The organism is Mesonia ostreae, from assembly GCF_031845265.1.
Taxonomy (GTDB): domain Bacteria; phylum Bacteroidota; class Bacteroidia; order Flavobacteriales; family Flavobacteriaceae; genus Mesonia; species Mesonia ostreae.
On sequence record NZ_JAVRBG010000003.1, the window covers coordinates 243,494 to 267,324 of the forward strand.

At 35.1% G+C, this 23,831-nt stretch carries 26 protein-coding genes; 8 read left to right on the forward strand and 18 right to left on the reverse strand.

The features are described from left to right. Nucleotides 1-40 precede the first annotated feature (40 nt). From RLT85_RS04635 to recR, 14 genes are all read right to left on the reverse strand, one after another. Complete coding sequence (locus RLT85_RS04635; RefSeq protein ID WP_311400863.1) at nucleotides 41-484, reverse strand: T9SS type A sorting domain-containing protein; 444 nt, start codon at nucleotides 482-484, stop codon at nucleotides 41-43. 36 nt (nucleotides 485-520) lie between these two features. Next, nucleotides 521-1,279 (reverse strand): WD40/YVTN/BNR-like repeat-containing protein, encoded by a 759-nt coding sequence (locus RLT85_RS04640; protein WP_311400864.1) that lies wholly within the window; start codon nucleotides 1,277-1,279, stop codon nucleotides 521-523. A 42-nt stretch (nucleotides 1,280-1,321) separates the two neighbouring features. Further along, nucleotides 1,322-2,626: a 30S ribosomal protein S12 methylthiotransferase RimO gene (gene rimO, locus RLT85_RS04645; protein ID WP_311400865.1), complete on the reverse strand. Its 1,305-nt coding sequence runs from the start codon at nucleotides 2,624-2,626 to the stop codon at nucleotides 1,322-1,324. 149 nt (nucleotides 2,627-2,775) lie between these two features. After that, on the reverse strand, nucleotides 2,776-3,735 hold the full coding sequence (gene ftsY / locus RLT85_RS04650; RefSeq protein WP_311400866.1) for a signal recognition particle-docking protein FtsY: 960 nt from the start codon (nucleotides 3,733-3,735) through the stop codon (nucleotides 2,776-2,778). Nucleotides 3,736-3,941: 206 nt separating this feature from the next. Further along, the gene (locus RLT85_RS04655) at nucleotides 3,942-4,094 is read right to left on the reverse strand and encodes a DUF4295 domain-containing protein (protein WP_311400867.1); all 153 of its coding nucleotides are present in this window, start codon (nucleotides 4,092-4,094) and stop codon (nucleotides 3,942-3,944) included. Nucleotides 4,095-4,100: 6 nt separating this feature from the next. Then, complete coding sequence (rpmG, locus tag RLT85_RS04660; protein WP_027884677.1) at nucleotides 4,101-4,283, reverse strand: 50S ribosomal protein L33; 183 nt, start codon at nucleotides 4,281-4,283, stop codon at nucleotides 4,101-4,103. 24 nt (nucleotides 4,284-4,307) lie between these two features. Beyond that, nucleotides 4,308-4,547 (reverse strand): 50S ribosomal protein L28, encoded by a 240-nt coding sequence (gene rpmB, locus RLT85_RS04665; protein ID WP_111541561.1) that lies wholly within the window; start codon nucleotides 4,545-4,547, stop codon nucleotides 4,308-4,310. Between the two features lie 92 nt (nucleotides 4,548-4,639). Beyond that, a complete protein-coding gene (locus tag RLT85_RS04670) occupies nucleotides 4,640-5,884 on the reverse strand; it encodes a competence/damage-inducible protein A (protein WP_311400868.1) in 1,245 nt (414 codons plus the stop codon). Continuing rightward, nucleotides 5,881-6,222, reverse strand: a complete 342-nt coding sequence (locus RLT85_RS04675; RefSeq protein WP_311400869.1) for an Hpt domain-containing protein — start codon at nucleotides 6,220-6,222, stop codon at nucleotides 5,881-5,883. Before RLT85_RS04675 ends, RLT85_RS04670 begins: the two co-directional genes overlap by 4 nt. Then, nucleotides 6,222-6,836 carry a fumarylacetoacetate hydrolase family protein gene (locus RLT85_RS04680; RefSeq protein WP_311400870.1) on the reverse strand — a complete coding sequence of 205 codons (615 nt, stop codon included), beginning with the start codon at nucleotides 6,834-6,836 and terminating at the stop codon, nucleotides 6,222-6,224. Before RLT85_RS04680 ends, RLT85_RS04675 begins: the two co-directional genes overlap by 1 nt. 6 nt (nucleotides 6,837-6,842) lie before the next feature. Then, nucleotides 6,843-7,619 carry an exonuclease domain-containing protein gene (locus RLT85_RS04685; protein WP_311400871.1) on the reverse strand — a complete coding sequence of 259 codons (777 nt, stop codon included), beginning with the start codon at nucleotides 7,617-7,619 and terminating at the stop codon, nucleotides 6,843-6,845. Between the two features lie 96 nt (nucleotides 7,620-7,715). Next, complete coding sequence (locus RLT85_RS04690) at nucleotides 7,716-9,038, reverse strand: dihydrolipoamide acetyltransferase family protein (RefSeq protein WP_311400872.1); 1,323 nt, start codon at nucleotides 9,036-9,038, stop codon at nucleotides 7,716-7,718. A 75-nt stretch (nucleotides 9,039-9,113) separates the two neighbouring features. Continuing rightward, entirely contained in the window at nucleotides 9,114-10,223 is a 1,110-nt protein-coding gene (locus RLT85_RS04695; RefSeq protein ID WP_311400873.1) for a glycosyltransferase family 2 protein, read from the reverse strand. 3 nt (nucleotides 10,224-10,226) lie between these two features. After that, nucleotides 10,227-10,847, reverse strand: coding sequence for a recombination mediator RecR (recR, locus tag RLT85_RS04700; protein ID WP_311400874.1), 621 nt, complete (start codon nucleotides 10,845-10,847; stop codon nucleotides 10,227-10,229). A 77-nt stretch (nucleotides 10,848-10,924) separates the two neighbouring features. On the opposite strand from recR, the gene RLT85_RS04705 reads away from it, so the two are divergent. Together RLT85_RS04705 and RLT85_RS04710 are read left to right on the forward strand one after the other, a co-directional pair. Next, entirely contained in the window at nucleotides 10,925-11,419 is a 495-nt protein-coding gene (locus RLT85_RS04705; RefSeq protein ID WP_311400875.1) for an SdpI family protein, read from the forward strand. A gap of 29 nt (nucleotides 11,420-11,448) precedes the next feature. Further along, on the forward strand, nucleotides 11,449-12,906 hold the full coding sequence (locus RLT85_RS04710; protein ID WP_311400876.1) for a sodium:solute symporter: 1,458 nt from the start codon (nucleotides 11,449-11,451) through the stop codon (nucleotides 12,904-12,906). Here the strand turns inward: RLT85_RS04710 and RLT85_RS04715 are convergent. The 4 genes from RLT85_RS04715 to RLT85_RS04730 all read right to left on the reverse strand — a co-directional run bounded on the left by RLT85_RS04715 (nucleotide 12,883) and on the right by RLT85_RS04730 (nucleotide 17,446). Further along, nucleotides 12,883-13,254, reverse strand: coding sequence for a CoA-binding protein (locus RLT85_RS04715; RefSeq protein WP_311400877.1), 372 nt, complete (start codon nucleotides 13,252-13,254; stop codon nucleotides 12,883-12,885). The two genes, RLT85_RS04710 and RLT85_RS04715, sit on opposite strands and share 24 nt — an antisense overlap. Nucleotides 13,255-14,066: 812 nt before the next feature. Next, nucleotides 14,067-15,077 (reverse strand): 3-oxoacyl-ACP synthase III family protein, encoded by a 1,011-nt coding sequence (locus RLT85_RS04720; protein WP_311400878.1) that lies wholly within the window; start codon nucleotides 15,075-15,077, stop codon nucleotides 14,067-14,069. A gap of 301 nt (nucleotides 15,078-15,378) precedes the next feature. Further along, nucleotides 15,379-16,698, reverse strand: a complete 1,320-nt coding sequence (locus RLT85_RS04725) for an ABC1 kinase family protein (RefSeq protein ID WP_311400879.1) — start codon at nucleotides 16,696-16,698, stop codon at nucleotides 15,379-15,381. A 55-nt stretch (nucleotides 16,699-16,753) separates the two neighbouring features. Beyond that, nucleotides 16,754-17,446 (reverse strand): TetR family transcriptional regulator C-terminal domain-containing protein, encoded by a 693-nt coding sequence (locus RLT85_RS04730; RefSeq protein ID WP_311400880.1) that lies wholly within the window; start codon nucleotides 17,444-17,446, stop codon nucleotides 16,754-16,756. A 247-nt stretch (nucleotides 17,447-17,693) separates the two neighbouring features. Here RLT85_RS04730 and htpG point away from each other — a divergent pair, with 247 nt between their 5' ends. From htpG to rplT, 6 genes are all read left to right on the forward strand, one after another. After that, on the forward strand, nucleotides 17,694-19,577 hold the full coding sequence (gene htpG, locus RLT85_RS04735; protein ID WP_311400881.1) for a molecular chaperone HtpG: 1,884 nt from the start codon (nucleotides 17,694-17,696) through the stop codon (nucleotides 19,575-19,577). 98 nt (nucleotides 19,578-19,675) lie between these two features. Further along, the gene (locus RLT85_RS04740) at nucleotides 19,676-20,506 is read left to right on the forward strand and encodes a DUF6503 family protein (RefSeq protein WP_311400882.1); all 831 of its coding nucleotides are present in this window, start codon (nucleotides 19,676-19,678) and stop codon (nucleotides 20,504-20,506) included. A 62-nt stretch (nucleotides 20,507-20,568) separates the two neighbouring features. Continuing rightward, complete coding sequence (gene thrS / locus RLT85_RS04745) at nucleotides 20,569-22,515, forward strand: threonine--tRNA ligase (protein ID WP_311400883.1); 1,947 nt, start codon at nucleotides 20,569-20,571, stop codon at nucleotides 22,513-22,515. Nucleotides 22,516-22,574: 59 nt separating this feature from the next. Further along, complete coding sequence (gene infC / locus RLT85_RS04750) at nucleotides 22,575-23,090, forward strand: translation initiation factor IF-3 (protein ID WP_311400934.1); 516 nt, start codon at nucleotides 22,575-22,577, stop codon at nucleotides 23,088-23,090. A gap of 55 nt (nucleotides 23,091-23,145) precedes the next feature. Next, nucleotides 23,146-23,343, forward strand: a complete 198-nt coding sequence (gene rpmI / locus RLT85_RS04755; protein ID WP_311400884.1) for a 50S ribosomal protein L35 — start codon at nucleotides 23,146-23,148, stop codon at nucleotides 23,341-23,343. Nucleotides 23,344-23,443: 100 nt separating this feature from the next. Beyond that, nucleotides 23,444-23,788, forward strand: a complete 345-nt coding sequence (rplT, locus tag RLT85_RS04760; protein WP_311400885.1) for a 50S ribosomal protein L20 — start codon at nucleotides 23,444-23,446, stop codon at nucleotides 23,786-23,788. Nucleotides 23,789-23,831: the final 43 nt, after the last annotated feature.

Genomic DNA, 23,831 nt, shown 5'->3' on the forward strand with positions numbered 1-23,831 from the left:
TCAGCTTTTTTACTCCTAAAAATTCATGTTCTCTATTCACTTAAAGAAAATAGATTCCTGCAGGAAGATTAGAAACCTCTATAGATTGATTTTCTTCAAGATTAGATACTCGTTTTACCTCTTTTCCAGATAAGTTATAGATTTTATAATCCAGTTCTTTAACTGAATATAAATTAGAATTAATTGAGAACTTCCCCTTTTTTATAGGATTGGGATAAATAGAAATAACCGAGCGATTAAAATCTTTTACGGAAGCCGTTCCCGCATAATCCATTTTTAATAAATGTGAACCCGATAAAGCGTAAGCGGTTTGATCATCATATACACTTAAATTAAAATAATTCCAATTAAAATCGCAGTATGGCCCAGAAGACTCCAGCTCGTCTGAAGTAAAATATTCCTGTTCATTTGTAGTATAATTATAATGGGAGATTTCAATGTAGCAACAATCGCACAGCATAAATGATCCAAAAATCTGATACATATGGTCGTTTTTAACACTTATGAATGATGCCAAATTCTAACTTGTAGAAATCGTTTCTTGATTCCAATTTACAAGATCACTAGATTTGTACACCTCATATCCCAAACGCTCCACAATAAATTCTGTTCCAGAACTATAACCCGCTTCTCCGCTTAAAAAATATACATTTGTAGCGTCTACAGTGAGACTAAAGAAATCGTCGTTTGTATTTAGGTTGATGGATTGCCAAGTTTGTCCGCCATTAGTGGTATGAAAAAAACTACCATTATTTCCAACTATAAAACCTTCGTTATCATTTCTAAATTTTACAGCATTCAGTACTTCAGAAGTAAGACTATTGCTTTCTTGCCAAGTAGTTCCGTAATTTAAAGAAGTAATTAATGTTCCATTTTCACCAACCGCGTAAACGTTACCACTTGGGGTTACACTTATTGAAAATAAATCTTGAGTAGTAGTTAAAGAAACTTGAGTCCAACATGCTCCCCCATTATTAGTTTTAATTAAAGAAGCCTCATCGCCTACGGCATAACCTGTATTGCTATCTGCGAAAACGATGTCATAAAAAGCTTTTTGAAGCTGCGTATTGTAACTAACCCAATTGATACCTCCATCTAGAGATTTATAAACCTCTCCTTGAATAACAACAAAAACCTCTGAAGATGATATTGCGTGAACAGCTCCATAATTAGAAGCATTGAACTGGTAAGGCAAATATCCCCAATCTTGTTGAGTTTGACTTCTAGATTTGAAAAAAGAAAATACTACAAAAGTGAACAAAAGTAATTTTAACTTCATAAGACTCATTTTAAAGTGCTTATTAAGTTACATAAAAAAAAATTAAGCTACAGGTTCACCGTAAAGATCAAAATCTTCGGCTTGATTAATTTTTATGTGTGCAAAATCACCTGTTTTTAAATAGTGTTTAGAAGCATCTATTAAGACTTCATTATCGACATCTGGAGAATCAAATTCGGTTCTCCCCACAAAATAGTTTCCTTCTTTACGGTCGATCACACATTTAAAAACCTTTCCAATTTTTTGTTGGTTCAGCTCCCAAGAGATTTGCGACTGTATTTCCATAATTTCGTTGGCGCGCTCTTGCTTTACCTCCTCAGGCACATCATCTACTAAGTTGTATGCGTGCGTATTTTCTTCGTGAGAATACGTAAAAGCACCTAAGCGTTCAAAGCGCATTTCTTTAACCCAGTCTTTTAATTCTTGAAAATGAGCTTCAGTTTCTCCAGGATAACCCACAATAAGGGTTGTTCTAATCGCCATTTGAGGAACGATTTCTCTGAATTTATGAATTAAATCAGTAGTTTTTTTATGAGTAGTACCGCGACGCATCGATTTTAATAAATCATCTGAAATATGCTGCAGCGGAATATCAATATAGTTACACACCTTAGGCTCTTCATTAATCACATCAAGCACATCTTCTGGAAAACCTGTAGGAAAGGCATAATGCAAGCGAATCCACTCTATGCCTTCTACTTTCACCAATTCCCGAAGCAAATCTGCCAAGGCTCTTTTTTTATAAAGATCTAACCCGTAATAGGTTAAATCTTGTGCAATAAGAATTAATTCTTTTACTCCATTTTTGGCTAAGCCTTGAGCTTCTTTTACTATCTGCTCAATTGGAGTGGACTTATGTCCGCCACGCATTAATGGGATAGCACAAAAAGAACACGGACGGTCGCAACCTTCAGCAATTTTTAAAAAAGCATAATTTTTTGGAGTGGTTGTTACACGTTCTCCCAAAAGTTCGTGTTTATAATCTGCCCCTAAGGCTTTTAATAAAGAAGGCATTTCTGTAGTTCCAAAATACTGATCTACATTAGGAATCTCTTTTTCTAAATCGGGTTTATAACGTTCAGAAAGACATCCCGTCACAAAGACTTTATCTACAATCCCGTCTTCTTTCTTTTGTGCGTATTCTAAAATGGTATTTACAGATTGCTCTTTGGCGTTATCTATAAATCCGCAGGTATTAATCACCACAATATTTCCTTCTTCCTCGTGAACTACCTCTTTTTTATTGGCTTTGAGCTGTCCCATCAAAACTTCAGAATCATAAATATTCTTACTACAACCCAATGTTACAACGTTGATCTTATTCTTCTTAAGTGATTTTGTTCTCATAGCCTTTTAAAAATGTGTGCAAAGATACAAACCTTTTAAGACTTTAAAGACTTATTTAACGCTCTATGATTTTTACACGATATAAACAAAAAAACCGCTTCAAAATAGAGGTTTCTGAAACGATTTTTGATTTTATTCTTGATTGATTTTTAGATGGTTTTCTTAAAAAAAGAATCAACAAATTCTACTTTATTGAAAATTTGCAAATCTTCAATTCCCTCTCCTACACCAATATATTTTACAGGAATTTTAAACTGATCGCTAATTCCAATAACCACGCCGCCTTTTGCCGTACCATCCAATTTAGTTACTGCTAAAGAAGTTACCTCTGTCGCGGCGGTAAATTGCTTGGCCTGCTCAAACGCATTTTGCCCTGTAGAACCATCTAACACCAATAAAACTTCGTGAGGCGCATCTGTAATAACTTTCTGCATCACTCGTTTTACTTTGGTAAGCTCATTCATAAGATTGACTTTATTATGGAGTCTCCCAGCGGTATCGATAATGACCACATCAGCATCCATTTTTACACCACTTTGTACCGTGTCAAAAGCTACAGAAGCAGGATCGCTGCCCATTTTTTGTTTTACAATGGGAACATCCACTCGATCTGCCCAAACTTGAAGTTGGTCTATAGCCGCAGCTCTAAAGGTATCTGCAGCACCAAGAACAACTTTTTTACCTTGGGATTTAAACTGATGTGCTAATTTTCCAATAGTAGTTGTTTTTCCCACACCATTAACCCCCACTACCATAATCACATAAGGCTTTTTAGAAGCAATAGTTAATTCTTCTTGCTCTCCAGAACCAGATTCGCTTAACAAACCAGCAATTTCTTCTCTTAAGATAACATCTAGCTCTGAGGTACCTAAATATTTATCTTTGGCTACACGTGCTTCAATACGATCAATAATTTTAATGGTCGTTTTCACACCAACATCACTCGCTACCAACACTTCTTCTAGGTCATCTAAAACCTCATCGTCTACCTTAGATTTTCCGGCAACGGCTTTACTTAATTTACCAAAGAAGTTCTCCTTTGATTTCTCTAAACCTTTATCTAAGGTTTCTTTTTTTTCTTTTGAAAAAATTTTTTTAAAAAAACTCATATGCTATACTTGTGTGCGTTAAGGATAGGGACATCTTGAAGCTCTGCCAATAAGAATTGGGAAAGTAATTGTCAAAAGCCCAACCTAAATATTACCAATTTCCTGGCGGCAAAAAGGTACGCTCAAATTAATTCTTCTGCAAATATACACAAAAACAAAAAGCCGTCTCGAAGAATCGAAACGGCTTGCTTATTTTTTATAAGTATTTATTTCTTATCGAAATAATCCTTTACTTCTTCTGGTGCCATAATAGCTTCTTCAAAAACGTAAGCTCCAGATTTTGGAGACTTAACCATTCTAATAGCTTTACTTAGCCTTTTTGATCCTGTCTGTAACGATGCTACCGATTTCTTTGCCATAACTTATTACTTTATCTCTTTATGAACCGTCATTTTATTAAGAATTGGATTAAATTTCTTTAACTCCATTCTATCCGGTGTATTCTTTTTATTTTTTGTGGTAATATATCTAGACGTACCTGGTTTTCCAGATGTCTTATGCTCTGTGCATTCTAATATTACTTGAACTCTATTTCCTTTTTTTGCCATTGCTCTAAGATATTAAAGGTAAGATTACTTTTTTAAGAATCCTTTTTCTCTTGCTTCCTTAATCACAGCAGAGATTCCTTTTTTATTAATGTTTTTTAATGCGGAAGTCGATACTTTTAAAGTTACCCACTTATCCTCTTCTGGGATATAAAAACGTTTTTTAACTAAATTGGCGTTAAATTTACGCTTAGTTTTATTCATAGCGTGAGAAACATTGTTTCCAACCATCGCTTTCTTACCCGTAAGTTCACAAACTCTTGACATTTTTTCTAATCTTTTCTCGTTATTTCAAAACAGATTGCAAATTAAAGGCATTTTAATCTAATCTCCAACAATATCTGCATAAAAAATTAAGATTATTTAAAGAAATAACCCAATAGAATTTCTTGTGCCTTAATTACTGCTTTTTCAATTACCTTTTCGCGCAAGTTTCCGAAGTTAAAAGAATATACTTTCTCTTCTGTATCACTTGCTAATGCAATATATACAGTTCCTAATTCTGCTTCACTATCTCCTTTTGTAGGCCCTGCATTTCCTGTGGTAGCAATCGCAACATCTGCCTTAAACATTTCTCTTGCTCTCACAGCCATTTGTAAAGTAATCTCTTCGCTAACCACACTATGCTCTTCAATTAAAGCTGCTGGAATTCCTAAAACATCATTTTTGCTGCTGGTAGCATAGGTTACTATACTCCCTTTAAAATATTTAGAAGCACCAGGAATAGCCGCAAATCTCGCAGCTATTTCTCCGCCGGTACAACTTTCTGCCGTCACTAAGGTTTTTTGATGATTTACAAAAGCTTGAGCAATCTGTTCTTCTAAGCTTGCTTCTTCTTCAAAACCTTTAATGATATCCCCAATAAACTCTTGAAGCTTTTCTACTTCGGAATCTATCGTATCTTGTAAAAATTGCTTTTCTTTTCCTCTTGCACTTAATCTTAATCTTACCCGGCCTAGACTAGGCAAGTAAGCCAGTTTAATATGAGAAGGCAGCTCGTTCTCCCAAGTTTCAATTTTTTCAGCAATCGCACTCTCTCCTACTCCGTAGGTTAAAACGGTTTTATGTATAATATAGGGTCTTTCAAATCTCTGCTGAAGTCTAGGCAAAACCTCATCTTCTAAAAGGGCTTTCATCTCATAAGGAACGCCTGGTAAAGAAATATATACCACATCATTTTCATCAAACCACATTCCTGGCGCCGTACCGTATTGATTATTGAGCGCAATCGCTTTAGTAGGAATTAAAGCTTGATCTCTATTTAATTGAGAAATAGGAGTATCGATATATTTTCTGAATAATTCTTCTATGTGAGCAAGAACGCTCTCGTTAACCATATAAGTATCATCGAAGTATTCACATAGCGTATGCTTGGTTAGATCATCATTGGTTGGCCCTAAACCTCCTGTAATTATGATGATGTTTGCTCTTTGTGCTGCCGCATTTAAAGTAGCTTTAATATGGTCTGAAGTATCTTGTATAGAGGTAATTTGTCCTACATCTATTCCAATTTTATTTAATTTCTTGGAAATAAAAACAGAGTTGGTATCAACAATCTGGCCTATTAGAATTTCATCTCCAATCGTTATTATTTCTGCAATCATGAAATATTGTAATCTTTTTTTAAAGCTTTACAAGCTAAGAAAACTCTTTCTTCTATTTGAGTTACATCTCGTAGAATATCTTCTCGATTACTCTTTTCTTTAGACCAAGTTTCCAAATTTTTAACGTTTTCTGATAAATTTAAACCAAACAATTGTAGATTAGGTTTCATTTTATGCACAAAACCATAAGCTAATTCTGGATTATTATTTTCTGCAGCCTCTCTCATTTGAGCTACATCTGGAGGAAGTTCTTCTAAAAAGGCTTTTACAATTTCCTTTATAAATTCCTTATCACCACTTGCCATTTCTTGGACCTGTTGCAAATCGTATACTTTCATCACTTTACTTTTATTTGAAAAACAGACTCTTTTTCAAGATATCCATTTAAAACATCATTCGTTTTCACGCTTCCAACGCCTTTAGGGGTACCCGTAAAAATAACGTCTCCTATTTTAAGCGTAAAAAATTGGGAGACATATCCGATTATCTCATCTATTTGATGGAGCATAAGCTTGGTATTTCCTTTTTGAACTTCTTCTCCGTTCTTATTTAAAGAAAAATTAATATCTTTAATATTTTGAAACTCATTCTTAGAAAACCATTTTTCTCCAATTACAGCAGAGCCATCAAAAGCTTTTGCTTTTTCCCACGGCAGTCCCTTTTCTTTTAATTGAGATTGCAAATCTCTTGCTGTAAAGTCTAGGCCTAAGCCTATTTCCTGATAATATTTATGCGCAAATTTAGGCTGAATGTATTTCCCTACTTTATTGATTTTTACTAAAAGCTCTACTTCATAATGAACGTCTTGCGAAAAATCTGGTATAAAGAAAGGTTGCTTCTTTAAAAGAACGGCCGTATCCGGTTTTAAAAAGATAACAGGCTCCGCTGGTCTTTCATTTTTTAATTCCTTAATATGCTCGGCATAATTTCTTCCAATGCAAATAATTTTCATAGTGCACTAGTTCAATTTATCTGATAATTTTTTCAGCTTAATGGCAGTCAATACCTTTTTGGTATATAAAGGGAAATCTGCATTTTGAATCCAACCATAATAACCTGGCTCTTTTTCAAACACCTCTTCTACCAATCTTCCGCGGTGCTTTCCAAAAGAAAACACTTCTTCGCCTTTTTTATTGTAGGCGATAAATCCAGCAAAATCAACGAATTTCTTGTGGGCGCTAAATTCAGCTAGCCACTTCATATCGTTTTCCAAATCTGGGTATTTATCTAGTTGCGACTCTAAAACTTCAAAGGTAGCATTAGTATCTGCTTCTGCCGAATGTGCGTTCGTAAGATCTTTGTCACAATAAAATTTATAGGCTGCTTCTAAGGTTCGTTTTTCTTTTTTATGAAAAATGGTTTGTACGTCTACCGCCAAAGCACTTTTAATATCAAAATCTATCTCTGCGCGCAAAAACTCTTCCGCTAAAAGCGGAATATCAAAACGGTTACTGTTATAACCTCCCAAATCACAACCTCTAATCATTTCATAAATCTTTTTAGAGAGCTCTTTAAAGGTAGGTTCATCCTTAATATCATCATAGCTAATTCCATGGATCTTTGTTACTTCAGCAGGAATAGGCATTTCAGGATTTACGCGCCACGTATAACTTTCTTTATTTCCGTTAGGAAAAACTTTAAGGATCGCTATTTCTACAATTCTATCTTTTGCTATGTTGGTTCCCGTAGTTTCTAAATCGAAAAAACAAATGGGCTTGGTTAAATTTAATTTCATGGAATAGGTTTTTACAAAGGTACTATATACCGAATTATTTCATAAAAAAAAGTCCGAATCTTAGTCCGGACTTTCTTTTAAAGTATAGTTTACAGATTAAACAGTTCTTGAATCGTCAAAAGATTCTAAATACTGAGCCACGCGTTGCACAAACTGACCTCCAAGAGCTCCGTTTACTACACGGTGATCGTAGCTGTGCGATAAGAACATTTTATATCTAATTCCAATAAAGTCTCCGTCTGGTGTTTCTACTACAGCAGGCACTTTACGGATTGCTCCCAGTGCTAAAATCGCAACTTGAGGCTGATTGATAATTGGGGTTCCCATAATACTACCAAAAGTACCCACGTTTGTTACTGTATAGGTTCCACCTTGCGTATCGTCTGGTTTTAATTTACCTCCTCTTGCACGACCTGCCAAATCATTTACCGCTTTAGACATTCCTACAAGATTAAGACGGTCTGCATTTTTAATCACCGGCACAATTAAATCTCCGTTTGGTAACGCTGCTGCCATCCCCAGGTTAATATTCTTTCTCTTTATAATTTTATCTCCGTCCAACGCAATATTAATCATAGGGAAATCTTTAATGGCTTTTGCCACCGCTTCCATAAAGATAGGCGTAAACGTAATTTTCTCCCCTTCTTTTCTCTGGAATTCATCTTTCACTCTCTTTCTCCAATTCCAAATTTTGGTTACATCTACCTCAATAAAAGATTGAACGTGAGCCGAAGTTTGAACACTGTTCACCATATGATGAGAAATCATTTTCCCCATTCTGGTCATTTCTATCACCTCATCTTCTCCATTTACACTCACAGGTGTCGCAGCAGGTTTTGCTGGTTTCGCTGGAGCGGAAGTATTTTGAGATGTTTTTGAAGCTGGCGCACTTGCCGTAGAAGATTTACCTCTATTTTCTACAAAATCTAAAATATCATTTTTGGTAACTCGATTTTCTTTTCCTGACCCAGAAATAGACTCTAATTCTTCTAAGCCAATATTTTCTTCTTTTGCGATACTTTTTACTAATGGAGAGTAAAAACGGTCGCTAGTTGAATAATTTTGAGAAACCACTGCTTCTCTTGCCTCGGTTACTCTATTTTGAGCATCTTGCGCGCTTGCAGGCTCTTGCTCTTTATCTTCACTAGAAGTTGTTGGAGCAGCTGCTGGTGCATCTCCATCGGTTTCTATAATTGCAATAGTTTGACCTACTTTTACCACATCATCTGGGCTAAAAAGCATTTCTACCAAAGTCCCTTCTACTTCACTAGGTACTTCACTATCCACTTTATCGGTAGCAATTTCTAAAACCGCTTCATCTTCTTCAATCGTATCACCAACCTCTTTTAACCAATTGGTAATGGTTGCTTCCGCTACGCTCTCTCCCATTTTGGGAAGTTTTAATTCAAATTTTGCCATATCTATAACCTAAAAAGTGTATTTTTATTTTGCCTGCGAATTTACTTAAAATAGTCTATACTGAATAGGCATTTTTCAAAATTTTAGCATTTGTCCTTGTCTGGTGCTGGAATCACTTCCTAAGATAAACGAAAATCCTCTGGGCATAATCCTAAACCTATTATTTTTGTTTTTTTGAGAATTCATTAAATAAATGATTTCTTGATAACTCATCGCTTCTGCATTTAGAATAAATAAACTATTGCTAAAGGCTTTCTTTAACACCAGTTTCCTATCTGCAATATGTACAGGTTCGTCAAAAATTTTAGTAATTCCCTTTTGTAAACTGGGAGTTGTTGCTACCAATAAAACTTGTTTAATAGTTGATTTCTTTTGATTTGAGCTAGGTTTAAATCCGTAAAGAAGACCTGCAAAACTAAGCGTAGGCTTCACCAACCAAGCTAGAGAATTTTTAAAGTGCTTTTGGTAAAAAATATGCATTGCACCAAAAAACCGTTCTCTATATACCTCATCTTTAGGAGAACTTTCTCCTTTAAAATGCAACACCCGCTCGGTTCCTAAATAATAATTTTTATAACCTGCTTTTAAAAATTTATAACTCAAATCTATGTCCTCACCATACATAAAGTAATCTTCGTCTAAGCCACCTACTTCTAAATACCTATCCTTACGCATCATCATAAAAGCACCTACCAAAACCTCTATCTCTCCGTGTTTAGCAAAATGTACTGGTGAATAATACCCTTTTTTTATTCCGATAATCTTTTTTAAAGCAATAAAAGGAACGGGAACATTTCGCTTACTTTCTGGTAGAAATTCACCTAAACCATCAATCAATCGAGGCCCCATTGCGCCTAAATCTTTGTGAAGTCTAGCATAAATTAAAAAATTTTTAAAACATTGCTCGCCAACTACGGTATCTGGATTTAATAGACAGATATATTTACCTTTAGCCTCTGCAACTCCTAGATTATTTCCTTTGCTAAAACCAGAATTTACTGGATTTTCGATTAGTTTTGCTTCTGGGAAATTCTCCCGCACCATCGCAGCAGTCTCATCTTGTGAATTATTATCTACTACAATTATTTCTGCCTCTAAATTTGCAATGGCTTTTTTTACGCTGTCTAAGCACAACATAAGATGGTAGGGTACTTTGTAATTCAGGATAATGATGGATAGCTCCAAAGCTTAAGAGTTTTTTAGTGAATTTTCAAACGGAATACGATGTAAAATACTTCTTCCTAAAGTGACCTCATCGGCATATTCTAACTCGTCTCCTACGCCAATTCCGCGAGCAATTGTAGAGGTGATGACGTCTTCGCCCTCTATTTGCCTATAAATATAAAAATTGGTCGTGTCGCCTTCCATCGTGCTCGAAAGGGCAAAAATAATCTCACCAATCTCTTTGGCATGTACTTTTTGTAAAAGCGATTCAATGTTTAACTGACTAGGGCCAATGCCATCCATCGGACTTATTTTTCCTCCCAGCACGTGGTAAACGCCTTTATACTGGCTTGTATTTTCTATTGCCATCACATCTCTCACGTCTTCCACCACGCAAACGGTTCTTCTATCTCGGTTAGAACTCGCACAAATCTCGCAAATCTCTTGATCGCTTACATTGTGACAATTTTTACAAAAATTAACTTCGGTTTTTAAGTCGATTAAAGCTTTAGAAAGATGCAAAGTTTGCTCTTCTGGCTGCTTCAATAAATGAAGTACCAACCGAAGCGCGGTACGTTTTCCGATTCCTGGAAGCTGCGCCATTTCCTCTACTGCCTTTTCTAATAATTTTGATGAAAAATCCATAGGCACAAAAATAGCATAATTATATTCAACTATTCGATTAATCCTTAAGTTTGCAGCCCAACTTTTATAGTTAAATTATGGAATCGCAAAGGATTAAAATAGAACCTGATCTTTTTGACAAGATTGTTTTGTTCATTCTAATTTTAAGCGGTCTTTTATTATTTCTAATACCTGCGTATTATTTTTCTCTACTTCCCGAAATCATACCCATTCATTACAATTTTAAAGGTAAGCCCGATGGCTATGGTAATAAGAATAATATCTGGTTGTTATCTATGATAGGAAATGTCTTAGCTTTTGGTTTATATCAACTAACTCGTCACCCCGCTCTTTTTAATTATCCCGAAAATATAACTAGAAAAAAGAAACAAATTCTTTTCACTTATTCAAAAAGAACCACGCTTTGTCTAGCCGTAGTAATTTCTTTTACTATTCTTTATTTAGTAATTATGACCGTTCAAGTAGCTTTAAATTACGAAGAAGGTTTAAGCAACTATTTTTCACCAATCTTCTTAGTACTTCTTTTATCACCCGTAGTATACTATATAAGAAAATCATTATTAAATAAGTAAGTTTGCAGCTCAACTTTTATAGTTAAATTATGAAACCCATTTACATCCTAATTCTCATTGCCGCTTATTTTGGGGTTTTAATGCTTATCTCCTACTTTACAGGAAAAGAGGATTCTAACGAGGCTTTTTTTAAAGCCGAAGGCAAATCTCCTTGGTATGTGGTTGCTTTTGGGATGGTAGGCGCCTCACTATCTGGCGTCACTTTTATCTCTGTCCCCGGCTGGGTAAAAGATTCTCAGTTTAGTTATATGCAAGTCGTATTGGGCTATTTGGTGGGATATTTGGTGATTACTTTTGTTTTACTTCCGCTGTATTACCGACTCAATGTCACCTCCATTTATGAGTATTTAAAAGAACGTTTTGGGAATGTAAGTTATAAAACTGGAGCTTTTTTCTTCTTTGTCTCCAGAGTTTTAGGCGCTTCGTTTCGGTTGTTTTTGGTGGCCACAGTGCTTCAATACTTTGTGTTTGAAAGCTGGGGCGTTCCTTTTATTCTTACCGTAGTGATTTCTATCGCTTTGATTTGGATTTATACCGCTCGAGGCGGAATTAAAACTATTGTATGGACAGACACGCTGCAAACCTTATTTATGCTGAGCTCGGTTGGCGTCGCGATTTACTTTATTACGGGAGAATTAAATTGGAGCTTTACTGATTTCTTTTCTGCGGAAGCTTTACAACCCTACACCAAAACCTTCTTCACCAATGATTTTTTAGCTAAAAATTACTTTTGGAAATCTTTCTTCGGCGGAATGTTTATCACCATTTGTATGACAGGTTTAGATCAAGATATGATGCAAAAGAATTTAACTTGTAAGAGTTTAAAAGACGCTCAAAAAAATATGCTGTCTTATAGTTTTGTGTTTGTTCCCGTTAATATTGTGTTCCTATTCTTAGGAGCTTTACTCTTTATTTATGCTGAACAAAACGGAATTGCCATCCCCATGCTTGACGGAAAAGAAAAAACAGATTTATTATTTCCCGAAATTGCCCTTAACGGAAATATGGGAATAGGCCTAGGAATTATCTTTATCCTCGGTTTAATTGCTGCCGCTTATTCTAGCGCCGATAGCGCTTTAACTTCCCTCACCACCAGTTTTTGTGTCGATTTTTTAGATATCAAAAAAAAGAAAGCGATTTCACAAAAAGGATTGAGAAAAAAAGTGCATTTGGGAATTAGCGTGCTCTTGGTCTTAGTCATTGTAGCTTTTAAATATTTATTAGACAGCAGTGTCATCGATTTGCTTTTAAAAGCAGCTTCATACACTTACGGACCCTTATTAGGCTTATTCACTTTCGGGATTTTTACTAAAATTCAAATTAAGGATCAATGGGTATGGTTGGTTTCGTTAATCTCGGTTGCCATCACCTATGCGCTCGGTAGCATTCCGCCAGAATATATTGGCGGATACCACTTTAATTATGAATTATTAATCGTAAATGGCGCCATTACCTTTTTAGGACTAGTATTGATTCGTAGAAAGTAACACCAAGGTACACGCCACTTCTACTTCTATTCCTGCTTTTTTCAGCTTGTCGTAAAATTCGGGGTTTTCTGTTCCTGGATTAAAAATAACACGTTGTGGTTTCAATCCGATGATGTAATCGTAATAATCTTCTTGCCGCTGTGGATTAAGATATAATGTAACGGTATGCACATCTTTAAAATCTTTATGCTCGGTTTCTATAGTTACGCCTTCTACTTCTCCAGTGCGCAATCCAATGGCTAGAGTTTCTATATGGTTTGAAGTTAATCTATGAATAGCAATATTAGAATAACGGTTTTCTTTTAAAGAAGCGCCTATCACTAAGGTTTTTAAATTCTCGTTTTTCATATGTTTTTCTTTTCCCTAAATCTACTTTAAAAACATGATAAAATTCGGGTATTTAACGAACTCTAACAGTTTTATATAAATGTATGTGGGAGATAATACTTAAAAGCTCCCCCCCTTAAAAAAGAAGGCGTATTTTTCACTTGTGAAAAAAGGGGTGGTTTTCGCCAAATTATAAAGAAAACTCTTCCGTACGTAATTGTATTATCTCATGCCTTCATAAGCCAAAACATTAATTCTTCGATTTTTTAGATTGGAGCTTCTAATTGATTTTTTTATAAAAATAGTATTTGGTTAGTTTTTGCGTTAGGGATTGCAGTGGAAATCCTTTTGGTGAGGAACGAGCCAAAAGATTGTAATGTAAAGCCCGACCCGCTAGGGGAACGCCCAACTCATAAGAAATTTAATATTACAAAATAAAACACTTCAAATTCAAGGTATGGGCAATTCTCTTGTGGTAAAAAATCCTAAAGTCTTGTTAAAATAAATATAGCTTGCAACGCAGGAGATTTCCGTTCGTCATTAAGGTAGAGACAGTTGTTTTATTTGGTTGAGTATTTAATCAATACGGTAGTTATGGTTAGTGAAGTATTGATTAAAGTAAATGATCCCGTTGTGAGAATAACGGGATTATTTTTAAATGAACTCCTCGTTATCAAAATGTTAAATACAATTTTTGATGCAACGTTTTAAAAAATACGTCGTCTTATAGAGTAGAAGTATGTTGGTAATTTATTTGAATTAGCCTTTAAAATAAGAACCTGGCAAGACTCCTTATAAAAACCCTTGATTTCCGCATCAAGGGTTTTCTCTTTTTACCACTTTATAATGGCACTACCCCACGTGAATCCGCTACCAAAGGCGGCTAAAACTACATGGTCTCCTTCTTTAATTTTCCCTTGTTCCCAAGCTTCAGTTAGCGCAATAGGAATAGACGCCGCTGTGGTGTTTCCATACTTTTGAATGTTATTGTACACTTGATCGTCGGTTAGTATAAATTTCTTCTGTATAAATTGAGAAATTCTTAAGTTCGCTTGATGCGGAATAAGCATATCGATATCGCTTACTTCCAATTCGTTTTTTTGCAAACCTTCCATAATTACTTCGGAAAAACGCTGTACGGCATTTTTAAATACAAACTGCCCATTCATATAAGGATAATACGGAATGTCTTCTTGCGGGTTTTCCTCAATAAGTTCAGGTACCCAATGCATGGTACTTGGGCCTTTTAAAGAAAGTTCTAAGGCATGTTTCCCTTCAGAATGGAGGTGTGTAGAAAGAATCCCACGATCTTTATCATCACTTCGAGTCAACACGGCTGCTCCTGCTCCATCTCCAAAAATCACAGAAACTGACCTTCCGCGAGTCGTCATATCCAATCCGCCGCTATGGTTTTCGCTTCCTATAAGAAGCACATTTTTATACATTCCGGTTTTAATAAATTGGTCGGCTACAGAAAGTCCGTAAATAAAACCGCTACACTGGTTTCTTACATCTAAAGTGGGACAGGTATGAATGCCTAACATTTCTTGAACCTGTACGCCACAACCTGGAAAATAATAATCTGGACTTAAGGTGGCAAATACGATTAAATCTACATCGTCTTTATCAATTTTTGCACGTTCTATAGCAATTTTTGCCGCTTTCATTCCCATCACTGCGGTAGAGTTGCCATCGCCTTCTTTAATGTGTCTTCTTTCTTTGATTCCCGTTCTTTCTTGGATCCACTCATCATTGGTATCCATCACTTTAGAAAGATCTTCATTAGTAACAACATTCTCTGGAACATAACTTCCCAATCCCGCAATTTTAGATTGATATAACATATTTTTCTTTTAAATTAAGGTTGAAGAGATAAGCATTGAAGCTCTATCTGCGGAAGCAATATACATATTATTGGGTTTTATCAAGAGTTTAAAGCCTCCATAATGTATGCGTGCATAATAAAAAAAGCAGATCCCTTTTACGAGATCTGCTCTACTAACTAACCAATCTACTAGTTTAAAAAACTAGTTACGTTAAATATCTTTCTGTCATCTTTTATGTACAATGAAAATTTTCTACTGAAGAAAAAATGCTCTATTTCTCAAATTAAACTTTATTGATATTGACAACTGAGTATTTTTCTTATTCTAAACTTCCGCAGTATTTTTTATACTGTTTGGTATCTATTTCTGCTTCTAAATCGTGAAGTAAATTATATAAGCCAAAAAATGTTCTATTGATATATAAAAAGTGTTTACTTCCTCTATTTCCATTCATTTTACGCAGTTCTGTATCTTTGCTATATTTTTCGCTCAACGCGGAAATCTTGCTCCAAAATTCTTCGCTAGCGAAATCAAAAGTATCGCCGTGAAACGGACTCGTAAACAAGCTCAACATTTCATAAAACAGCGTTGAGAAATAATCGATTTCTTTCTTAGAATCATCTTCTCTCAAAATTTCTAATTCATACAATTTCTCTAAAAAGAACTCCTTATTATTAATGTTACTTGGTACCGCCAATTGAAAATAAGGCTTATAAAATTCTTCGGGTACTTGCTTTATACATCCAAAATCTATAGCGATTAAATTGCGTTCCTTATCTACTAAAAAGTTCCCAGGGTGTGGATCTGCGTGTACGGCCTTCAACTCGTGCATTTGATACATATAAAAATCCCAAAGCGCTTGTCCCAATTTATCTCCTTCTTCTTTGGTAAAATCTCCCTTGGTAAATTCACTTAGATGCTGACCCTCCATCCAATCCATTGTGATGATTTTTTCGCTAGAGAGATCTTCATAATATTTAGGAAAACGCAATCCTTCTATTTTCGAACATTCCGAAGAAATATGTTTACTCTGCTCCACCTCTAAAATATAATCGGTTTCTTCGATGAGTTTTCCTTCTACTTCCTTAAAATACTTATTAGAATCGCTTCCTTGTAGGTTAAACATTCTAGTAGCGATAGGTTTTACCATAGCCAAATCTGAACTGATACTTTCTGCAACTCCAGGATATTGGATTTTCACAGCAAGTTTTTTCCCATCTTTTGTCGCTTGGTGCACCTGGCCGATGCTCGCAGCATTTATGGAGTTGGAATTGAAAGTATCATAAAGATCTTCTGGATATCCTCCTTGGTATTTTTTAAATGTTTTTCTTACTAACGGCGCTGATAACGGTGGAACGCTAAACTGCGCTAAACTAAATTTCTCTACATAAGCACTAGGCAGCAAACTTTTTTCCATAGAAAGCATTTGAGCCACTTTAAGCGCGCTACCTTTAAGATTTTTGAGTCCGTCGTAGATATCGCCTGCATTGTCCTCGTCCAATTGATCTCTATTTAAGTCTTTATCAAAAGCCTTTTTACTGTAATATTTTAAATAGTTACCACCAATTTTTACACCGGTTTTCACCATTTCGGTAGTTCTACCGAGTTTCCCTACGGGTATTTTGTCTATTGATTTCACAAGTTTATTTTTTTCTACTACCTATTAATAAGATATTAATTACGTTGAATCATCCCTAAGCCATTCTTTCTTTAAAAAGAAACTTTCCAAAATCTAAAATCCCTTCTAAAGGTGTATTATCAAATACATCAAAAATGGTACTTACAGATTTCTCTATCGCAACATCTGTTTTTTCAAATTGAGAAGAATTGTCATCCATCCAAAATTTTAATAAAAACATGGTTTGCAACCACGCACCTTCAGAAAATACAGTTTTATTCTTTTGAAGTATTTTAAGATTCTTTTCAGCATTATCATCTGCGATCAAGCCTTTAGCAAAATCTTTTATATTCTTTCGCAAGCCTTTCAACTGCTCTAGATTTTTTAAAGTACTTTCGTTTCTATTCAACATAAACAGAACGTAACTTCTATTTGCAGTTAGCATTTCAAAGAAGGTGTAGAAGAAAGTAAGCATCTTTTCTTTACTACTAAACGAATCTACCTCTGGGCTTGCTTGCATTAAGCGAATGCTTTTCACGTAAAATTGATTCCAAATTTCTTTTTGAATCGCTTCTAAACTTCCGAAAGATTGATAAAATTCTTCTTCGGTTGATTTGTTTTCTTTTGCAAATTTATATACAGATTTAGGAATCTCTTCCTCCTCCAACACATATTCCATAAAATTGGAAATCCATGTATCAGCAGTCATTTTCGTAACTTTCTTTTTGGTGGCTGTTTTTTTATTGGGAGTCGATTTTTTCTTTTCCATAATTGTAATATTTATCTCAAAGATAAGTTTTTGTTTAGGTTTATCCTGAAAACATTAAACAAATGTTTGTTAAATTATTAATGCGTTTAGACGACATCATAGCTTCATTCTTACGAAATAAGAAATCTTCCGAAGTAAAAATTTATGGTAATCCTTAAACTATGCCAGTTTGTCATTTTTATGCTATTGGTATTTTTTTTGACATTAGGGAAAACAGAAAACAATTTTTAAATAAAAAACTATAGATATGGCAACAGGAAAAATTAATGTTTCGGTAGAGAATATTTTTCCCTTAATTAAGAAGTTTCTTTACAGTGACCATGAAATCTTCTTGCGCGAATTAATTTCGAATGCAACCGATGCTACCTTAAAACTAAAGCATCTAACCAATATTGGAGAAACAGACGTTGAATACGGAAATCCTACGATTGAAGTAAAAATAGATAAAGAAAATCAGAAGCTTCACATCATCGATCAAGGAATTGGGATGACCAAAGAAGAAGTTGAAAAGTACATTAATCAGGTGGCTTTTTCTGGAGCAGAAGAGTTCTTAGAACAGTATAAGGACTCTGCTAAAGATAGCGGGATTATTGGTCACTTCGGACTTGGATTCTACTCGGCATTTATGGTAGCCAATAAAGTGGAAATCATTACCAAATCTTATAAGGACGAACCTGCAGCGCATTGGATTTGCGAAGGAACTACCGATTTTACCATTGAAGAAGCCGATAAAAAAGAGCGCGGATCTGAAGTTATTCTTCACATTAATGATGATGAAAAGGAGTTTTTAGAAGAAAGCAAAATTGGAGAGCTTTTAAGCAAGTACAATAAGTTTATGCCAGTTCCTATTAAATTTGGAACTAAAGAAAAAGAGCTTCCAAAAGCAGAAGATGCTCCCGAAGATGAAGAAGCAAAGAATGTAACGGTAGATAACATCATCAACAATCCAGACCCTGCTTGGACGAAACAACCCACAGAGTTAGAAGAGGAAGATTATAAAGGTTTCTATCGCGAGCTCTATCCAATGCAAATGGAGGAGCCACTTTTCCACATCCATTTAAATGTAGATTATCCATTCAATTTAACGGGTATTTTATACTTCCCAAAATTGAGTAATAATATGACGATGCAACAAGATAAAATTCAGTTGTATCAAAACCAGGTTTTTGTAACCGATAATGTAGAAGGAATTGTACCCGAGTTTTTAACGATGCTACGCGGAGTTATTGATTCTCCAGATATTCCCTTAAACGTCTCTCGTTCTTACTTGCAGGCCGATGGCGCGGTGAAAAAAATCTCTAGCTACATTACGCGTAAAGTAGCCGATAAATTAAAGTCTCTATTTAATGAAAACCGTGAAGATTTCGAGAAGAAATGGAACGACATTAAAGTGGTGATTGAGTACGGAATGCTTTCTGAAGATAAATTCTTTGATAAAGCAGATAAGTTTGCCTTGTACCCAACGGTAGATGAAAATTACTTTACGTATGATGAGCTTCAAGAGAAAATAAAAGATAACCAAACCGACAAAGACGGGAAAATGGTGATTCTTTATGCTTCTAATAAAGATGAGCAGCACAGCTATATTGAAGCAGCGAAAACAAAAGGATACGAGGTTCTATTATTAGACTCTCCTATTGTTCCGCATTTGATTCAGAAATTAGAATCTTCTAAAGAAAACATCTCTTTTGTTCGTGTAGATAGTGATCACATCAACAATCTTATTAAGAAAGAAGAGGAAGAAGTCTCTAAACTTTCTGAAGAAGAGAAAGAAAAACTAAAAACAGATTTTGAAAAAGTGGTTCCTAAAGAAAAGTACACCGTTCAATTAGAAGCGATGGATAGTTCTGCAGCGCCATTAATCATCACGCAGCCTGAGTTTATGCGAAGAATGAAGGAAATGCAGCAAACTGGCGGCGGCGGAATGTTTGGAATGGGCAATATGCCAGAAATGTACAACTTGGTGGTAAATACCAACCACTCGTTAATTTCTACCATTTTAAGCAGCGATGAAGAAGCTCAAGGAAAACTAATCAAGCAATCCTTAGACTTAGCTAGACTTTCTCAAAACCTATTAAAAGGAGAAGAATTGACAAGCTTTGTTAAACGAAGTTTTGATATGATAAAGTAAATTATTTGTTGATCATTTATTATAAAAAACCGTTTCACACTTCTTGAAACGGTTTTTTATTTTTTTACCTTAGCGACTTAATAAAATTTTAATTTACTATGACAAAATATATTTTATTGGTTTTGGTTTCTTTTGCCATTTTTTCTTGTCAAGAAGAAAAAAAAACTAAAAAAGAAAATGACAAAGCTACGGTTACCCAAAAAGATATAGAACAAAAAGAAACATTATCACCTGCAGAGCAGTTTGCTGCAAATATTCAATCTGCTCACCAAACATCTAATTTCAAAAGTCAAGAAGCGATCCAGTTTAAGCTAAATTTAAAGTTTGGGGGTAAGCAAAGAATGAATGCGAAAATCACTATGCTTACCAATTCTAGTAAAATTAGGATTGAAAAAGAAGATGGTACCATTTTAATGTATGATAATGAAAAAGCATTTTTATTTCCTAAAGAAAATAATTATGACGGAGCAAGGTTTGATATGTTTACTTGGACCTACTTTTTTGCTTTACCATTCAAACTAACAGATCGTGGTACAAATTGGCAAGATCTAAAAGAAAACGAACTTAATGAAACTCAATATGAAACTGCAAAACTTACCTTCGGAGATAATATTGGAGACGCTCCAGACGATTGGTATGTCATCTATTCCGATAAGCAAACCAAACTTATGAAAGCTGCAGCTTATATTGTTACCTTTGGAAAAGATACCGCTACTGCGGAAGAAAACCCACACGCTATTGTTTATGATAACTATTTTAGTGTAAATGGAGTTGCTTTTGCCAAAGAGTGGTTCTTTTATAATTGGAGTGAAGAAAAAGGGATTTATGGAGACCCTATTGGAAGTGGTGAAATTTCTAATGTTAAGTTTATAATAGCAAAAGAAGACTTTTTTATAGCACCAAAAGAGAGCATAGAAATAAAAAAATAATAAAACCTAGAGTATTGTAAAGACCACAGATAGCTTTATCTTTGCAAGATTAAATTTTTGATATGATTAAAATAACTTTGCCAGATGGCAGTATAAAAGAATTTGAGAGCGGCACTACCGTTCTAGAAGTAGCCAAAAGCATTAGTGAAGGTTTAGCCAGAAATGTGATTTCTGCAAGTTTTAACGACACCACCGTAGAGACCAAGACCGCATTAACCCACGATGGTTCTTTAATTTTATATACTTGGAAAGACGACCAAGGCAAAAAAGCTTTTTGGCACAGTTCTGCCCACGTTTTGGCGCAAGCTATTCAAGAATTATATCCAGGCGCTAAACTAACGATTGGCCCTGCCATTGATAATGGTTTCTATTATGATGTAGATTTTGGCGAGGATAAAATATCTGACAATGACTTCAAGAAAATTGAAGATAAAATGCTCGAAATCTCTCGTGGGAAACATGAGTTTTCTATGCGTGACGTTTCTAAAAATGACGCCCTAGCCTTCTACAAAAAAGAAGACAACCCTTTTAAAGTGGAATTGATAGAAAATTTAACTGACGGAGATATTACTTTTTGTGATCACGATTCCTTTACAGATTTATGTCGTGGAGGCCATATTCCCAACACAGGAATTATTAAGGCTGTAAAAGTGATGAGCGTTGCCGGAGCCTATTGGCGAGGTGATGAAAATAACCCTCAACTTACTCGAGTTTATGGGATTTCATTTCCGAAGCAAAAAGAATTAAAAGAATATTTAGAACTTCTTGAAGAGGCCAAGAAAAGAGATCATAGGAAATTAGGAAAAGAATTACAACTTTTTACTTTTTCTCAAAAAGTAGGTCAGGGTCTGCCATTGTGGCTTCCTAGAGGCGCTGCTTTACGAGAACGATTAGAAGATTTTTTAAAGAAAGCACAAAGGAAAGCAGGTTACGAAATGGTGGTTACTCCGCATATTGGTCAGAAGGAACTTTATGAAACTTCGGGACACTATGCAAAATATGGAGAAGACAGCTTTCAGCCTATTAAAACGCCACACGAAGGCGAAGAGTTTTTATTAAAACCGATGAACTGTCCACACCACTGTGAGATTTACAATGCATCACCTTGGTCGTATAAAGATTTACCCAAACGTTTTGCTGAATTTGGTACGGTGTATCGTTATGAGCAAAGTGGAGAATTACACGGTTTAACACGTGTTCGTGGTTTTACGCAAGATGACGCGCATATTTTTTGTACTCCAGATCAATTAGATGAGGAATTCAAGAAAGTAATCGATTTGGTACTATACGTTTTTGGTTCGTTAGGTTTTGAAAACTTTACAGCTCAAGTTTCTTTAAGAGACCCAGAAAGTAAAGAAAAATATATTGGATCTGATGAAAACTGGGAAAAGGCAGAAAAAGCTATACTTAATGCGACTAAAGCAAAAGAACTTAATTACGTGGTAGAAACTGGCGAAGCTGCATTTTATGGTCCTAAACTAGACTTTATGGTAAAGGATGCTTTAGGCAGAAGCTGGCAATTAGGAACAATTCAGGTAGATTATAACTTACCAGAACGTTTCGATCTTACGTACAAAGGTAGTGACAATGAGCTACACAGACCTGTGATGATTCACCGAGCACCTTTTGGAAGTATGGAGCGTTTTATCGCTATTTTACTAGAACACACGGGAGGAAATTTCCCACTTTGGTTGATGCCCGAGCAGGCTATCATCTTGTCTTTGAGTGAGAAATATGAAAAATATACCCGAAAAGTTTTAAATTTGCTAGAAAATAACGAAATTCGCGCCCGTATCGATGACAGAAGTGAAACAATGGGTAAGAAGATTCGGGAAGCCGAAATGGATAAACTCCCATTTATGCTGATAGTTGGAGAACAAGAAGAAAAAGACGGCACAGTTTCTGTACGTAAACATGGGGGTGAAGATTTAGGCGCCATGAGCGTAGAAAAATTTGCTGAAATTATAAAAGGGGAAATTGCTTCTACCCTAAAAACATTTGAAGTTTAATTTAAAATTATAGAGCCATAGCAATACGTAGAAAAAGATCAAGAAAACCTTTAAGAGAAATTAAGGAAGATCCGCATAGAATTAACGGAAAAATTCGCGCAGAAGAAGTTCGTTTAGTCGGTGATAATGTAGAAATGGGAGTATATCCTATTAAGAAAGCATTAGACATCGCTGAAGAATTAGGTGTAGATTTGGTAGAAATTTCGCCAAATGCTAAACCACCCGTTGCAAAAGCAATGGATTATAAGAAATTCCTTTACGAACAAAAGAAAAGAGAAAAGAGTTTAAAGGCAAAAGCTTCTAAGGTAGTGATTAAAGAAATTCGTTTTGGTCCTAATACAGACGATCACGATTATGAATTTAAGAAAAATCATGGGAAGAAATTCTTAGAGGATGGCGCAAAACTGAAAGCCTATGTTTTCTTTAAAGGACGTTCTATTGTTTTTAAAGATCAAGGAGAGATTCTCTTACTTCGTTTAGCACAAGATTTAGAAGAAGTAGGTAAAGTAGAGCAAATGCCTAAATTAGAAGGTAAGCGTATGACGATGTTCATTGCTCCTAAAAAAGTGAAATAACTTCTAAAGTAGAAGTCAAGATTATATAGAGAGATAAATAAAACCTAAGGATATTATGCCTAAAATGAAAACCAAATCTAGTGCTAAAAAGCGTTTTAAGCTTACAGGTACTGGAAAAATTAAAAGAAAGCACGCGTTTAAAAGTCATATTTTAACTAAGAAGTCTAAAAAACGTAAGCTTAAATTAACTCATACTACTTTAGTACATAAAGCAGATGAGGATAACATTAAACTTCAATTACGCTTAAAGTAATTGTGAGTTTAATTGGTTAAACCAATTTAATAACCCTGGAGTAAGGCTTTACAAAGAATTCATGTAACTATGAATCGCCTACTACAAAAACAATAAAATTATGCCAAGATCAGTAAATTCAGTAGCTTCAAGAGCCAGAAGAAAAAAGGTGATGAAGCAAGCAAAAGGTTACTTTGGACGTCGTAAAAACGTTTGGACAGTAGCAAAAAACGCGGTGGACAAAGCAATGTTATATGCTTATAGAGACCGTAAAGCAAAGAAAAGAAACTTCCGTACACTATGGATTACCCGTATTAATGCAGGTGCTCGTATGCATGGAATGTCGTATTCTCAATTTATGGGAAAAGCGAAAGCTAGTGGAATCGAATTAAACCGTAAGGTTTTAGCCGATTTAGCAATGAATCACCCAGAGGCTTTTAAAGCTGTAGTTGAGAAAGTAAAATAAATTTGCAACCCATTTATCTCTCATATATTAAAAACCCTCTCTT